5 protein-coding genes and 1 pseudogene are annotated in these 17,931 nt (G+C 27.6%); 4 read left to right on the plus strand and 2 right to left on the minus strand.

Annotated elements, in window-relative coordinates; translation table 4 throughout:
* Window positions 1-108: 108 nt before the first annotated feature.
* The 3 genes from ACXX87_RS02440 (at window position 109) to ACXX87_RS02450 (ending at window position 12,900) form a co-directional block, all read left to right on the plus strand.
* On the plus strand, window positions 109-11,178 hold the full coding sequence (locus ACXX87_RS02440) for a hypothetical protein (RefSeq protein ID WP_458573213.1): 11,070 nt from the start codon (window positions 109-111) through the stop codon (window positions 11,176-11,178).
* 77 nt (window positions 11,179-11,255) lie between these two features.
* Complete coding sequence (locus ACXX87_RS02445; RefSeq protein WP_458560643.1) at window positions 11,256-12,233, plus strand: DNA cytosine methyltransferase; 978 nt, start codon at window positions 11,256-11,258, stop codon at window positions 12,231-12,233.
* Window positions 12,220-12,900 carry a UpaP162 family type II restriction enzyme gene (locus tag ACXX87_RS02450; protein WP_458557607.1) on the plus strand — a complete coding sequence of 227 codons (681 nt, stop codon included), beginning with the start codon at window positions 12,220-12,222 and terminating at the stop codon, window positions 12,898-12,900. The genes ACXX87_RS02445 and ACXX87_RS02450 overlap by 14 nt, the downstream gene beginning before the upstream one ends.
* 338 nt (window positions 12,901-13,238) lie before the next feature.
* Here ACXX87_RS02450 and ACXX87_RS02455 read toward each other — a convergent pair whose 3' ends face one another.
* Window positions 13,239-15,356 carry a hypothetical protein gene (locus ACXX87_RS02455; RefSeq protein WP_458573214.1) on the minus strand — a complete coding sequence of 706 codons (2,118 nt, stop codon included), beginning with the start codon at window positions 15,354-15,356 and terminating at the stop codon, window positions 13,239-13,241.
* Between the two features lie 285 nt (window positions 15,357-15,641).
* A pseudogene (locus ACXX87_RS02460) lies at window positions 15,642-15,704 on the minus strand (hypothetical protein); the annotation flags it as partial.
* Between the two features lie 874 nt (window positions 15,705-16,578).
* Between ACXX87_RS02460 and ACXX87_RS02465 the strand changes: the two are divergent.
* Window positions 16,579-17,931: ATP-binding protein (locus tag ACXX87_RS02465; protein WP_458573215.1), on the plus strand; the 1,353-nt coding region annotated here is incomplete at its 3' end.

Consider the following 17,931-nt stretch of genomic DNA (forward strand, 5'->3'; position numbering starts at 1 on the left):
TTAAGCACTTATTTAGTAAGTGCAAAAAGTAAAAATATAAAATAAATATTAATTATTTAAATTATTTGTATTATTAAATAAAATAATGCAATAAAACGAAAGGTAATTATGGCAAAACCAAGTGCGAAAATTGTGTTAGGTGGACTAGCAGCTGCTGCTTTAGTAACATCTGTAGTAACCACTGTAGTAGTTTTTTGAAATAGAAAAAGTAATGAATGAACTTCTGATGAATATGCAAAAGCAAAAGCAGAAGTACAACAATTAATTGATAAAGTTAAAGATCCAAAAGCAAAAAGAGCATTCCAAAATAGATTAAATAAATTAAAAGAATACTCTACTAAAAATGTTGATTTATTAAAACAATTAAAACAAGATGTTACAAAAGCTTTAGCTGATCAAAAAAACAACAGAAGTACTGAACAAATTTCTAAAGAAGTTGGAAGTAAAATTAATTCTATTTCTGACAAAACCCCAATTAAAAACATTTTAAAAGATGAATATAAAGCAACTGATACAACAAATAAAGGTTCTTTACTTTCATTAGAAGATAAAGTAGATAAAGTTTTAGAAGCACAAGACTTAATTTCTAAAGTTGAAGATGCTGAAGTTAAAAAACAATTATCAGACGATTTTGCAAACGCAAAAACTATTGAAGAAATTGATGCAATTATTGAAAAAGCAAAACAAGAAATAACTGCTAAACAAAATCAATTAGAGCAAGCTAAAAAAGAAGCACAACAAGTAATTGATTCATTAGATAATGTTGATAAAAAAGCAGATCTAAACAAAGAATTAAGAGAAGCTACAACTGCAGCTGAAATTGCTAAAATTTTAGAAAAAGCAAAACAAGAAAAAAATAAAGAAGTAAATTCTGATTTAACTTCTGATAAAGCAGAAGCATCTAAATTAAATGATTCTGTTAAAGATCAAAGTAAAAAAGATGAATTTGCTAAACAAATAGCAAATGCTACTTCAAAAGAAGAATTAGATCAAATTAAAGCTAAAATTGAAGAAACAATCAAAGCTGAATCAGGTGATGATGTTTTAGTTAACGCTAAAAAAGAAGCTTTAAAAGAAAAAGTAGATCAAAAGCCTAACCTTTCTGACGACAAAAAAACAGAATTAAAAACTGCTATTGATAATGCTTCTACTTTGGAAGATACAAAAGCAGCTGAAACAACTGTAAATAAAGAAATTGAATCAGCAAATAAAAAAGCTGATTTAGCAAAAGAAATCGAAAAAATTTCCGATCCTGCTAAAAAAGAAGAATTAAAAAATAAATTAAATGAAATTCAAGGATCATCAGATGATTCTAAGTTAGCAGAAGTTGAAAAAGAAATTGCTGATCAAATTTCTGATGCAAGAGCAAAAGCAGAAGAAGCAATTTCTAAATTAGATGGTTTATCTGAATCAGAAAAAGAAACCATTTTAAATAATTTAGATAAAGCAAACTCAACCGAAGATTTTGCTAATGTTACTAACCAAGCAAATAACCGTTTTGAAGAAGAAAAAGCAGCAACTAAAGAATTAGTTGACAAAATTTCCGATCCTGCTAAAAAAGCAGAATTAGAAAAACAATTAGAAGAAGCAAGCAATGTTTTTGATCTTAAAGATGTAGCAACAGAAGCAAAATTAGCTGATAAAAAAGCAGAACTTTTAGCTGAAGTTGAAAATTTAAGCGATGCAACTAAAAAACAAGAATTAAAAGATAAAATCACTAATGCAGATAGTGATGTATCTTTAGCAGTGCTTGAAAAAGAAATTGCACTTGAAAAAGCAAAAGAAGCAACAACAAATGATCTAGATAAAGCTAAATTAGATGCACAAGCAGAAATTGACAAAATTCAAGACCCAGCATTAAAAGAAGAATTAACTAAAGAAAAAGATTCAGCTCTTACTACCGAAGATTTAAATACAGTTATTTCTAAAGCAAAAGAAGCTCAAAAATCCGAATTAGAAGAATTAAAAACAGCAACTGAAAACGCAATCAACAAAGTTACTGATCCTTATGAAAAAGAAAAACTTCTTCATGACTTAAATAACGCTTCTAATAAAGAAAATGCAACTGATGAATTACTTGTTATTAAAGAACAAGCAGAAAAACAAGCAAACAACGAGTTAGCTAAAGCAAAAGAAGCAGCACAAGCTGAAATCAATAAAGTAACTGATGAAGCTAAAAAAGCAGAATTAAACAAAGAATTAGAAGCTGCTACAAGCATTGATACAGTTAATGAAGTAAAAGCAAAAGCACAAGCAGAAGTTGCAAAACAAACTTCAAATTCCAAAGACTTAGCAGCCCACGAGATTAGCAAAGTTAGTGATCCTGCTAAACAAGCAGAATTAAACAACGAACTTGCAAATGCTTCTACACCGGAAGAAGTACAAACAGTCGCTAATAAAGCTAAAGAAGCACAAAATGCTGAAATTGAAGCAGCAAAAGCAGCAGCAAAAGCAGCAATTGATGCATTAGATCCAACTAAATCACAAGCATCCATCGATGCTTTAAATACAGAATTAGCAGCAGCTACTACTTTAGAACAAGCAAATGCTATTAAAGCAAAAGCAGAACTTGCAAAACAAAAAGAAAGCGTAACCTACCCTGTTGCAGCTTTAAAATTAGAGGCACAAGCTGAAATTTCTAAAGTAACTAATAGTGAAACTATAAAAGAACTTAACGATAAATTAGCAGCAGCAACAACACAAGATCAAGTACAAAAAGTTATTGACCAGGCAAAAGCAGAACAAGTAAAAGAACTTGCAGTTGCAAAAGCACAAGCAAATGCTGAAATTGCAAAAGTAACTAATCCAGAAGTTAAAGAAGCATTAAACAACGAATTAAGTGCTGCTATTTCAACTGCTGAAGTTAATGCAATTATCCAAAGAGCAAAAGAAGCACAACAAAGAGAATTAGCTGCTCTAAAAGCAGAAGCATTAGCAGAAATCAACAAATTACCACAAAGTGATTTAAAAGATCAACTTAAAGATAATTTAGAAGCTGCTACAACTCCTGAAGCAATTAATGCACTAAAACAAGACGCAATTGATGAATTAACAAGAGCAAAAGCAAAAGCGCAAGAAGTAGCATTATACGAAATTAACAAAATTGTAGATCCTACAACAAAAGATGCTCTTAAAAAAGAATTAGAAGCAGCTTCTTCACTAAGTGCAATCAATGATGTAAAACAAAAAGCAATGGATGCAAATGCTTTAGAATTAGCAAAAGCTAAATCAAAAGCACAAGCAGCAATTGATGAATTAGATCCACTTAAATCACAAGAGTTAATTGACCAATTAACTAAAGATTTAAACTTATCTTTTTCAATTAGTGCAGCAAATGAAGTAGAAGCAAAAGCTAAATTAGCAAAAGTACAAGAAGCAGCTACCGATGAATTAGCAGCTAAAAAATTAGAAGCAGAAGCAGAAATTAATAAATTAGGTGATCAAACAACTAAAGATGAATTAAATGCTCTAAAAGATGCATCTGATACTTTAGACAAAATTCAAGAAGTAATTAATAAAGCAAAAGATAAACAATTTGAAGATTTATCTAAAGCAAGAGAAGCAGCTTCATATGAAGTAGAAAAACTTACAAACCCAGAAGTTAAAGATGCTTTAAATAACGAATTAAGTGCAGCTAAAAGTCTAGAAGCTCTTAATGCTATTAAAGAAAGAGCAAAAGAAGCACAAGCAACTGAATTAGCAAACGCTAAAGAAAGTGCAAAACTTGAAATTGCTAAAGTAAGTGATCCTGAAACCAAAAAAGAATTAACACAACAACTAGAAAATGCAAATAACATTAGTGTTGTTAAAGATATAGAAGCTAAAGCAAAAGAAAATAATCCTTCTACTGAAACAAAAGTTACTAAAAATGATGTAACTTATGAAATTGAAAAATTAAGTGATACTACTGCCAAAGAAAACTTAACTTCTGAATTAGAAAATGCTAAAACACCAGAAGAAGTACAAAAAGTTAAAGAAAAAGTAGAAGCACAAAAAGCAAAAGAATTAGAAGCAGCTAAAGCAAAAGCAAGAGAAGAAATTGCAAAACTAGATACAACTAATTCTGCTGCTGCTATAACTAACTTAAATAATGAATTAAACTCTGCTAATGATATTAATGCAGTTAATGAAGTTATTTCAAAAGCTAAAGTAGAAAAAGCAAAAGAAAGTGCAGCAACAGATTTAGATAAAGCTAAATTAGATGTAAATGCACAAGCAGACAAACTACTTAATAATGATAAAAAAGAAACTTACAAGCAAGAAATTGCCGCAGCTACAAACGAAAGTGAATTAAATAACGTTAAAGATAGAATTAACGCTGATTTAACTACTGAATTAAATAATTTAAAAGAAGCAGCAAAACAAGAAGTTAAAACAAGTGATATTAATCCTTCAATTGCTGCTAAATTTAATGCTGAAATCGATGCAGCAACAACCCCAGCACAAGTAGAGAAAATTAGAAATAGATTTAAAGATTACTTTAAAACAGAAGTACAAGATGTTATTAATTCCTTATCTGATTCAAATAAAGAAAAAGCAGCATTAAATCAAGAATTAGCACAAGCAAATGAAATTTATGAGCTTAATTCAATTAAAAATAGAGCACGTGTTTCTAAAGAAAATGAAGTAAATAATGCTAAACCACTTGCTTCTTATGAAATTGAAAAACTAACTAATCCAGAAATTAAAGAAAAATTTAATACTGAATTAAATAATGCAACTACTCTTGCAGAAGTAGAATCTATTAAACAAAGAGCAAAAGAAGCACAAGCAACTGAATTAGCTAATGCAAAAGAAATTGCTAAATTTGAAATTAGCAAAATAACCGATCCAACTACAAAAGCAACACTTGAAGATGAACTTGCTGCTGCAACTAATGTAGTGCAAGCAAATGAAGTTGCTAATAAAGCAAAAACAGCAAAAGCAAAAGAAAATGCATCAACTAATGAAGATAAAGCAAAAGTTGAAACAAATGCACAAGCAGATCAAATTCTTGATGAAGCTAAAAAAACAGAGTTTAAAGATAAAATTAATAATGCTATAACTATTGAAGAAATCAATGCAATTAAAAATGAAATTGCAAATGATTTAACAACTCAATTAAACGAGCAAAAAGATAAAGCAAACGCTTTAAAAGATAAACTTTCAAATCAAGAAATTAAAGATAAATTTGCTGCTGAAATTAATGCTGCTACTACAAGTACTCAGTTAGAAGCAATTAAAGATAGAATTACTAAAGCATTAAAAGCAGAAGCACAAGCTGCAGTTAATTCATTAGAAAAAGAATCGCAAAAACCTTCTTTAAATCAAAAATTAGCAAGTACTAATTCTCCTGAAGAAATCGTTAAAATTAAAGAATTTGCACAAGCATTACTTGAAGCACATTTATTAACTGATAAACTTCAATCTTCTAATGAAAGGACAAAATTTGCTCAAGAACTTGATGCAATAAATGATGAAGATAAAGTAAAAGTTGAAGAAATAATCCAAAAAATTAAAGAAGCAATTGCAAAACAAGGTAATGCTGATTCAATCCAATTAGCAAAAGAAAAAGCAAAAGCAGAAATAGCAAAAATTCTTAATGAAAGAGATAAAGCAAGTTTAAATGGTGAATTAGTACATGCTTCATCATTAAGTGATGTTAATGCAATAATTGAAAAAGCTAAACAAAAACAAGAGCAAGAATTAAGTGAACAAAAAACTCAAGCTAACATTAAAGCAAATGATATTAAAGATGATGCACTTAAAGCTGATCTTAAAGCAAAAGTAGATGCTGCTACAAATATTGAAGAATTAAATAAAGTTAAAAAAGCAATAGAAGATCAACTTGCTAAAGAACTAGCAGCAGCAAAACAAGCAGCAGAAGTTGAAATTGCTAAACTAAGCGATGAATCTAAAAAACAAGAGTTAAGAACTGAATTAGAAGCAGCAACAACTACTGATGATGCTAATGCAGTTAAAGATAAAGCGCTAAGAGAAAAAGAAAAAGAACAATACTCTAATGAAGTAGATAGAAAGAAAGTTGATGCTCGTTCTGAAATAGCTAAATTAACTAAACAAGAAAATAAAGATCCTTTAAATACTGAATTAGCTTCTGCTGATACAGTTGAATTAGTACAAGCAGTAATAGATAAAGCAATTGCAAAACAAAAAGAAGAATTAGATCAAACAAAACAAGAAGTTAAATCTGAAATTGCAAGAATTTTAGAAGATCCTAAAAAAACTGAACTTTCAAACAAAGTTGATCTTTCTTCAGTTGATACAGTTGCTAAAGTAAATGCTATTAAAACAGAAGCACAAGAATACTTAAAAACTAAAAAAGCAGAAGTAACTAAAATGGTTGCTAAACTTGAAGGATTAACTAATAAATCAGATTTTGATACTGAATTAACAAATGCTGATACAGAAACTAAATTAAAAGCATTAGAACAAAAAGTTAAAGAAGCAATTCAAGCTGAAAAAGATAAATTAACTAATTCAATTAATGATGGAACAATTACTAAACAAGATGTAATAAGTAGTTTAATCGATGAAACACATAATGCTAATTCTATTGCAGATCTTAAAGCAATTGAAACAAAAGTTGCTAAAGAAAAAGAATTGCAAAGAGCAAGAAATGAAGCAATGAAAATTGTTAACAAATTAAGTGATGATAATCCTAAAAAATCAAAAATTACAACTGCAATTAATAATACATCTAAATTCTCTAATATTACTTTAGAAAAAAACAAAGCACAAGCATTATTAGGTTCTTATAAAACTGATGCAGAAGCAGCAATAAGAAGATTAACTGGTGATGATACACTTGTAAATAAATATAATGGTAAAACAGCAGAAGGTAAAACTGAAGCAGAATATAAACAAGCAAAAACCGATGCTCTTGCAGATTTAAGTAGAAAAGCACAAGAAGTTAAAAATCAAATTGATGCACTTGGTTTATCAAATACTCAAAAAGATCATTTCAAAAATGAAATAAATAATGCACATAATGACAATAACTCTGATATTAGTTCATTTACTACAATTAAAGGAACTGCAGACGATTTATTAACAAAAGTTAATGAAGCAAAAGCATATGTAAGTAACCTTAAAGCAGCACAGTCTTACAAAGATAAAATTGATGCAGCTTTAAATAATGATGCAGTTAAAGCAATTAGAGATGATGCGATGAGACGTCTAGAAGAATCTAGAACTAATGCTACAAATGCTGTTAATACATTAAGAGGATTAAATCAAGATGGTGAAACACATGATACATATACTGCTAAATTAACTGATGCTGGAGATAATCAAGATAAACTTGATGCTTTACGTATTGAAGCAACTGCAAAATTTGTTAATATTAGAGATGCAGTTGAATCATCAATTAATTCCATTAGTAATGCTTCTAAAAGAGAAGAAATTACTAATGAATGAAAAGCGTTAAAAGCAAGTTGAGATACAAATGTTGAGAAGAAAACTGTAACAGAAATTTATAAAATAAGAGATAAAGTTACAAAAGAAAATGCTCGTCAACTAGCAGAAGATGCAATTAATAAATTAGTAGATGGAAATGAGAAAACCAATTTAAGTAAAACTATTAATAGTTCTAGTTCTAATATTGCAAAAATTGAAGAAGCAAAACAAAGTGCAATCAAATCTCTTGATACTTCTTTAAGAGAAGCAAATGAAGCTGTTGCTAAATTAGCAGGTCACAGTGATCATGATACTTTAAATAATAAAATTAATCCAAATAGAGAAAATCAAACAGAATTAATTAAAATACGAGAAGAAGCAAAAACTAAATTTAATGATAAAGTTTCTGAAGTTAGAGCAATTATTAATAGTTTAACTGGAAGTACAACTGAAAATGCTTCAGACTATAATTCTAAGAAAAAAGAATTAAATGTTCAACTTAATGCTGCAGGTGATGTAACTAAATTAGAAGAAATAAAAACAAAAGCAAAACAAGCAAAAAGAGATGAAACTAATTTAGAAAGTGCTAGAGCACATGCATTAGAAGATGTTAAGAGATTAAAAGATGATACTATAGAAAAAACTAATATTACTAATGCTATAAATAATGCAACAACTCCGGGAGAAATAAGAGACCAAGAAACAGAAATTGCTAAAATTATCAATGCACAAAAAACAACAACAAATAATGCAATTTCAAAATTAGATGGACATCCAGATAAAGCAAGTTTAAAAAGTAGAGTAACTGCTGCTGAAAATCAAGAAAATGAGCAAGGAAGATTAGAATCTATAGAAAATGATGCAAATGATAAATTTACTGCTTCAAAAAGATTAGCACAAGATGAAATTGAAAAACTTGCTTCAACTAATCCAAAAAGACAAGAGTTAATGACTAGCTTAAATAGCACTAATACAAATACTGTAACTAAATTAAATGAACTTAAAGAAGAAGCAAAAAAACAAAAACAACTTGAAGATGCAAGAAATGCTGCTTTGCCAGTTATTGAAAGATTAAAAGATTCTAAAAAATCTGAACTTAAAAATGCTATAAATACTGCAACTGAAGTTTCTCATATTGAAGCTAAAAAAACAGAAGCAGAAGGAATCTTAACTACTGAAAAAGAAAAAGCAAGAAAAGCAATAGAAAAACTAACTGGTGATGATTCACTAAAAGGAACCTTTAATGGACAATCTGGTAATGGTAGAACACAAGAACAATATGAAACAACAGTAACTGAAGTAAAAAAAGAATTTGTAAAAAAACAAGATGCAGCTAAAACTACTATTGATGGATTAAGTCATTTAAGTGAAGAAAGAAAAAATCATTTTAAAAATGAAATTACTAATACTTTAGCTAATGAAAATGCTGATATTAGTTCTATTAATACTATTGTTGGTAATGCAACAGATGAAAACAGAAGAGCAGAAGAATTAGCAAGTGCTAAAGCACAAGCTGTGAATATTGCTAATAAATTAATAGTAAGAAACGGAACTAATGAAAGAGGAAGAGAACAAATAAATAGCGATATACAAAATGCAGACTCAGTAGGAAGAGTTGAAGAATTAAAAAAAGAAGCACAAAAAATTCTTGATAATAAAGTAACTTCAGTAACTAATAAACTTCCTATCTTAGAAGGTTTAAATGAAGGTGGTAACCAAACAAAAGCAAATTACGATAACAGATTATCTAATTTAAAAGCAAATAATCAAGCAACTTTAACAGAACAAGAATTAGATACATTATTAAGTGATATAACAATTGCTTATGATAATATTTTTGATAGTGTACAAACTGCAATTAATAACTTACCAAATGATGCAGAGAAAAAACCTTTCATAACTGAATTAGGTACAAAAGGTACCTTAAAAAAAACAAATAGTACAGTAGGTAAATTAAAAGGTATTAAACAAAGAGCAGAAACTGCACTTAGTCAATATAATCAAGAAAAAGAATTTGCACTAAGAGAATTAGCAAAACTTAAAGATGGTAATAGTCTAAAAACAACTGAAAGCAAAATAATTAATGGTGAAAATTCATCGACACGTCAAATTGGAGAAGCAAAAGATCGTATAACAGATGCATTAATTATATTAAGAGATGAAGCTAAAACTTATATTAGTAATAAATTTAGTAATGAAACACCAAACTTGAAAACTGAGCTATCTAATCAATTAAATTCACCAAATCTAACTGAACAAAATATTGAAGATATTAAACAAAGAGCTGATGAAGCATTTAATAAAGTTACAGAACTTAACTTAATTAAAGAAAAATTAACCCAATCTAATCATATAAATGCAATTAATACTGCTAAAGCTAATGCTACAACAGTGCAAGATATTCAAAATGCTATTAATGAAGCAAATAGAAACTTAAATCAAGAGCAAAATGCTGAAAAAAAATCTATAAAAAACCAATTAATTTCTGCAAATGATGATGGTACAGGTTTAGTAGATAAATTTATACAAAGTTATGGAGCATATGAATATATTCAAAAAGGGAATAATTGAGCAAAAGAAATTAATAATGAAAATACTTCATTAGATAGATTAAGACAAATAAAAGAAGAAGCAGAATTAATAATAAATAAACTAAAAACAGAAGCATTAAATGCAAACTTTGAAATTCCTGATTCTTCTAATGCTAAAAGAGGTAATTTAAATAGAATCAATGATACAAGAGCAAGTTTAGCTGATTTAAAATTTGCTAAAGATCAAGCAGTAGGTTTACGTACTACTGAAAGAGAAAGATTAGAATCTCAAAAATCTAATGCTAGAGCAGAAATTGCTAAACTTGAAGGTGATGGATACAATAAAGATAAACTAACAAAAGAACTTAATGAAGCAACACAACAATCACAATATGATGCAATTCAAGAAAAAGCAAGACAAGTTATTGAAGCTAAAAAAGTGCAAGTACAAGGTAAAATTACTTCAAATAATAAAATGCCACAAGATGAAAAAACAAGTTTTGGAACAAGAGTTAGAAATGCATCAACAATTGAACAATTGATTCAAATTGAAAATGAAGCAGATAACTATGTATTTGTAGAAGATCCACTTGCAAGCACAAAACGTGATGCAACTAATAGAATTTCAACAAAAGCACAATCAACTCCTGCTGGAGCGCCTTCTTCTTCTTCTTCTTATAAACTAACACTTGAACAAGCAGAAGAATACAATGATAGAATAAGAAAAGCAACTACACCAGAACAAATTAAAACAATTGAAGAAGAATTTATTAGAACCACATTCTTTGAAAATAGAAGAATTGTTACATTAAAACAAGCAGTAGCTAACTATATCACTCCACAAGTTGGAAATGATACCAATAAATTCAAGGCTTGAATTGACTACTTTAAAAATACATTGGAAAATGAAACATCAATCAGAGAACTTGGTAAAAAATTCGTGCAATATGCTAATACAAACAATATTGGTGGTAACCAATCTGAAGCTCACCGTCAAGACTTATTAAGAGAATGACATAAATGAGCTCAAGAACCAGGTATTGAATGAGCTAAAGGATTGCTACTCAATTCAAACATAACATTTGATCAAAAATACAACTTGATTGATCAATTACTTCTAGTACATTCATTATTTGATCTAACTGATTGATTGAAAGTTGCAAATAGAGTTGATAGTAACATTCCAAGTACAATTCCAACAAGTAGTAACATTAGATTCTACGATGGACACAATTGAACTGAAATTCAATAAATCAAAATTAATACAGGATTTTTCCTGTATTTTTTTGCTTTTAGATTATAATTTAAATAATAAATAAAAGGAGAATAATGAGCAAAAAAAGACTAGTAGATTTGTTTGCAGGAGCAGGTGGATTAACTTGAGGTTTTTACAAAAATAATTTTGAAATTGTAAAAACAGTTGAGTTTTGAAAACCTGCAACTCTAACTTATAACTTAAATTTTAAAACTGAGATTTCACCTTGTGATATTACTTTACAAGAAACCAAAGAAGAACTTAGTCAATTAAAAGATATTGACATAGTAATAGGTGGTTTTCCCTGCCAAGGATTTTCAATGGCTGGTAAAAGATCTCAAAATGATGAAAGAAATAAGCTTTATTTACACACAATTGAAGTAATTATTAAATTACAACCCACTGTGTTTGTTTTAGAAAATGTAAAAGGTATTTTATCTTATAAAGAAAGCGATGGTATTAAAGTAACTGACAAAATAGAGCAAATATTCACTCAAAATGATTATTTTGTTTCTTATTTATTACTTGATAGTTCTAACTTTGGTGTTGCTCAAAAACGTGAAAGAGTTATTTTTATTGGTTCTAAAGACAAAGAAAAAGTACAACAAACAATTGAATTGTTAAAAAATACCAAACAAAAAATGAAAACAGTTAAAGATGCAATTGCAGATTTAGAAGAAATAAGTGAAAATAAAGATTTTAATCATATTTTTACTAAACACTCACCAGAATTTATAGAAAAAATTTCTTTAACACCTGTGGGACAATCTGTAATGAAAAATTTTAAAGATGCTTTTAGAAGATTAGATTATAATAAACCATCATTAACAGTAAAAGAAAATCACGGTGGTGTTCATGTTCATCCTAAACTGAACCGAGTATTAACTCCGCGTGAATTAGCAAGACTTCAAAGTTTTCCAGATGATTTTCTTTTTGTTGGTTCTAAATCAGATGTTTTAAAACAAATAGGAAATGCAGTTCCTGCAAAATTATCTTATGAAATAGCAAAAATAATAAGAAAGGTATTTTTCAAAGAAAGTGAACAAAAATAATTATTGAGAAAAATCACAAGAATTTCTTCATTTTATAGAAGAACAAATTAGTAAAATTTTAGATTTAACTAATAACAAAATAGAATTAAAAGCAAATAATGTTAATTTGTTAAATAATGAAAATAATTGTATAGAAAGTTCTACGGCTATAGGTTTTTTGATAGAAGAATATATTAGTTCTGAATTAGAAAGAATTACAAATCATCCTTTAAGTATCTATAAAATCAGAAAAATAAAACAAACTCAAACTTCTAGTTATGATTTTTATTGTGAAAACGAAAATGATATTTTTGTGGTAAATTTAAAGGTAGCAAAGAAAATAAATGATGCGGTTGCAGCAATTAAACAGTTAAAAACAGATTATAAAAGTTTAGTCCAAACTAAAAAACAAGTTCATTTTCTTGTTTTAAAATTTAATTATTCATTTGAAGTAGAAAACAATAATAAATTTGTTTTTCTAAATGATTTGTCAGGATTTTTCTTAGAAGAGATTGATTTTTCAAAGAACCATCTTCAAGATAAAAGAAATTGAAGTTCAACTTTTAACTATGATTCAGGTAGGTTGATGGTAACCAAAATTTTTCTTAAAAATAATAAAAAAGAAATTAAAGATATAAATTATAAAACAACTCTAGAAGAGATATTGAATTTAAATAAAGAAAAATAAGGTATATTTATTTGCTTATGTGATAATAGTTACAAATTTTAAGTTTCCCAGTTTTAATAACGAAAAATCGTTTATGCCTATTTTATCGGGCAAAACGGTTTTTATTTATCTAATTTAATTACATTTTTTTAAGTTTGCCATAATCATTGTAACTGTAAGGAATTTTGTGCTAAATTTGATAATATGCTTTTATTTCACTTTTTATTTATTTTTTGTTATATCATTTGATTTTTTGCAAAATTTAACCCTAAATTGGAATTGGGTTTTTGATAATAAAAAAAGCTAACATTAAGATGTTAACTTTTTTATATTGTTTAAAACTTTGCGATAATTTAGTTTTATTGAATTTCTGTTCAGTTATATCCGTCAAAGAATCTAATTGTACTACTTGTAGGAATTGAACTTGGAATATTGTTGTCTGCTTTATGTGCTTCATTCAATCAATCTGTGAAGTCAAATAATGAGTGAATTAATACTAATTTATCAATTAATCTATATTTATCATCTCAACTTAGAGTTGTTGAATTTAAGACTAATCCTTTTGCTCATTCAACTCCAGGTTCTTGTGCTCATTTGTGTCATTCTTTTAGTAATTCTTGACGGTGAGTTTCTGATGTTGCACCACCAATGGCATTACTATTTACATATTGAACAAAGTTTCTTCCAAGTGTTTTGATTGATGTTTCATTTTCCAATGTATTTTTAAAGTAGTTGTATCAAGCAACAAATTTATTAGTATCATTTGCAACTTTTGGTGTTACATATTGACCAATTTGTTGTTTCAATGTAACAATTCTTCTGGTATCAAAGAATACTGTTTCAATGTATTCTTTTTCGATTCTATTTACTTCATCAACTGAAGTTGCATTTCTAACTCTTACATTAAATGTTTCTATTTGTTCTTGTGTTAGTTTATATATAGAAGAAGAAGAAGAAGAAGGCGCTCCTTCAACAGAAGATTGTCCTTTTTGTGTCATTCTAGTAATTGTTTCTTCTTTTGCATCTCTAATTGGGTCATCAACATATGAGTAGTTGTCTACATCGTGTTCAATAGCATTCAAGTCTGCAATTGTTTGAGCAGCTTGAATTCTTTGTCCCAATCTATCTCTTTCGTCTTGTCTTGTAATTTTTGGATTTCCTGTAACTTTTCCTTGAACCTGAGTTCTTTTATTTTCAATAACTTGTCTTGCTCTTTCTTCTATTTCATCATATTGTTGTTGAGTTGTTGCTTCATCAAGTTCTTTAGTTAATTTATCTTGGTTGTAACCATCACCTTGGAGTTTAGCAATCATTGCTCTAGCATTTGCTTTTTGTGTTTCTCTGTCTGCTCTTTCTTTTTGCACAATATTAATTGCATTTGTTTTGTATGTTTCATAATCTTCGGCACTATTATCATAATAGTTTCCTGCTGATCCATTATTAATAAGATTTAAAATTCTTTGTTTTTCAAAAGAATTACTAATACTATTTGCTTCAGTTATTGCTTCTGCTTTTAACTTGTTAAGAGTTGATTCAGCTTCATCTTTTATACGTTTAATTTCATCAAGTGAAAGATTTTGATCTTTTAATTTTCTATTTCATTCTTTACCTTTAGCATTTCATGGACTTGAAAGACTACTATTAGTGAATTTTTCTACAATTGCTTGCGCAGCACTTCTAATTGGACCTTTTTGTGCTTCATCTTCTTGTTGTTTTAATGTTTTTGCTTGAGCTAAAATTTGTTCCAATCTTTCAATACTTGCTGCTGGTTGTACTGAACCATCAGGAGTACCTTTTACTTTATCAATAGTATTTTGTTTATTTTGTTCGCTTAATTTTTCAGCAAATACTAATACTTCTTCTTTTTTGGTATTAAATATTTCATCTGCTTGTGCTTTTTTAGATTCAATATTAGCTTGACTTAATACATGACCATTAAGTTCTGCAATTAAAGTTTCTTTTGTACCACTGGTATCACCAGCTAATTTATCAGTTATATAAGTTTGAGCCTCTCTATTTAATCTTTCTAATTTAGTAGTTATTTGAACTTTAACATCTCTAACATCTTTTCCTGTTGCAGTTGAATCAGGTTTAATTGCATTTTTGTAGAATTGGTTTGCATTATTTTTAATAGCATTTCCATCTTGTAACATATCTATATATTCTTTAAGTGAAGGAAGTTCTCTTTCTCTATCGATTTTGTTAATTACTGCTGTTACTTCAGCATCAATTTCTTTTACCTTAGTAATTGTTTTATCATCAGCAGGTCCATTTAACATTTGTTGTCATTTTCTAACTAAATTGTTTTTGTCTTCACCTTCTGGTAATCCGTTAATCTTACCTTTAGTAACACTTGCTACAGTGTTAAATTTATGTTCAGCTTCATCTTTAAGTCTATCTAGTTTTAGTTGATTATTGCCAGCTTCTGTTAATTTGGTATTGTATCTATCATAAGTTTGATCATTACCTTCATCCAACCCTCTTAGTTTAAGGACTTCAGTTTCTGCTGCTCTTATGGAATTGTCAATTAAAGTTTGTGCATTTTGTTTTAATGTATTTACTTCTGAAACTGATGTAGCTGCTTCGATATTTCTTAAAACTTGTTCTCTTGTACCACCTTCATTTTGTGGTTTTAAGTTATTAGCTACTCCAAGAGCCGATGCTTTAGCACTCGCTAATTCTTCTGCTCTTCTGTTTTCATCTGTTGCATTACCAACAATAGTATTAATAGAACTAATATCAGCATTTTCATTAGCTAAAGTATTAGTAATTTCATTTTTAAAATGATTTTTTCTTTCTTCACTTAAATGACTTAATCCATCAATAGTGTTTTTAGCTGTAGCTTGTTTTTCTTTAAATTTATTAGTTGCTTCAGTTACTGTTGTTTCATACTGTTCTTGTGTTCTATCATCAGCAGATTGTCCATTAAAGGTTCCTGCCTTGTATTGGACTTAGATATAAAAAAAAGAAAGGAGAAAAAATCAATTTTAGATATTTATAACAACATTGATATACGAGATATCCATAAATACTTTGTGAAAATTGTAAAATGTTATAAAACTAAAATCAAAATAAATTATAAATAAAAATTAGTAGAATATTTTAGAAAAACAAGATTAAATTGCGATATTCTTTTAAAGAAAAGATGAAGATTTTTATAGTCATATTTAAGGTACTATTTTTTAAATTATTTTAAATTAAAAATAACTAAAATTATCGTAAATATAGAGTAAAATTTTAGGAAAAATAAACCAAAAATCCCAATTTTTTCCGTATTTTCGTAACAAAATAAATTCTGTGGTAATATTAAAATGTGACTAACACTTTAGTCACATAAGGAGGTGAAAAATGTATTTAAAATAAAGGTTCAAAAGTGGAGCGAATTTTAATTTTAATAATTATAATTCTAATATTAATTAAATTTTAAAATAATTAATACATTTTCCACTAACCTTAAATAAAAACTCCATTTTAAGGGAATGGAGTTTTTTTCATTAATTAAGTTGAACTTAATTAATTAGGATTGTGAAAATGTATTTATACTATTATTATAGCACTTTTTGGCAATGTATTCAATTTTTTTGTAGAAATTTTTTTTGAATAAAAAATATTATCTTGTAAAGTAATGTTTTATTATTTAAAAATATTTTATTAAACAATGTAATATAATATTAATATGTATAAAAGAAAAGGATAAAAATGAAATTAGATAAATATCTTGGAGAAACAACTGAATATGAAAAAAAAGAAAAAATAGAAAAAAAGGATTTCTATAGTTGATTAAAAACAGTAAGTGCTTTTGCTAATACAAACGGTGGAAAAATCTTTTTTGGTATAGAAGATAAAAGTGATAAATTAGTGGGATTAACAGATATTTACAAAGACTCTGATTATATTAGTAGCGTCATAAAAGATGTTATGGAACCACTTCCATCTTTTGATTTAAAGATTTATGAAGAACAAGACAAAAAATTTATAGTTTTAGATGTAAAAAAAGGTCAGCAAACTCCTTATTATCTAAATAAAGGCGGTAGTTACCTTGCTTATAGAAGAATAGGAAATCAAAGTGTAGTCATAAAGGGAAACGATTTAAAAACTTTAATTCTTCAAGGTTCTAATGAAACTTGAGATAGTTTTAAAACCAATATCAGCTATGATGTTTCTTCCTTTAGTTATTTAATTTCATTTTATTATCAAATTACAGAACATAAACTTACATTAAAAGACTTTAAATCCTTTGGATTAGTTTCAAATGATAATTATTTAAATAATAGTGGAGCACTATTAGCAGATGGTCAAATAGTAAGACATTCAAGAATTTTTGCAACCAGATGAAATGGATTAACAAAAACACATTCACTTGCAGAAGCTTTAGACGATGAAGAATTTAGTGGTAATTTATTATATTTATTAGATTCTGGAATTAAATTCATTTCCAGAAATTCCAAAAATATGTGAAAAAAGATAGATTTTGGTCGTAAAAATTATCCTGATTATCCTATGAAGGTAATCCAAGAAGTTTTGGTTAATGCTTTAATTCATAGAGATTATTCAATTAAAGGAGCTGAAGTAACTATAAACATTTTTGATGATAGAATGGAAATTTCTTCACCTGGTGGAATGTATAATGGTAAATTAATACAAGAAGAAAATATTGAAGAAATCAATTCTGAAAGAAGAAATCCAATTATTGCCGATCTTTTTAGTAGATTAAATTTAATGGAAAGACGTGGTAGTGGTTTACTCAAAATATTTGATTATTACCAAAAAGAAGAAAATTATAGTCAAAAGTTAAAACCGGAATTTAAATCAGATAATAGAAGATTTACTGTGATTTTAAAAAATTTAAATTATAAACAAAATATTGAAGGTTTTGAAATAGAAGAATATAAGGAAAATACAAAAAATCTAAATTTTAAAATTGATTATAAACAAAAAAACAAAAACTTAATAAAACCGGAGATAAATATAGAAACCGGAGATAAATTTGACAAAACACCGGAGATAAATATAGAAACCGGAGATAAATTTGACAAAACACCGGAGATAAAT

This window comes from Mycoplasma sp. 613B (assembly GCF_054343485.1).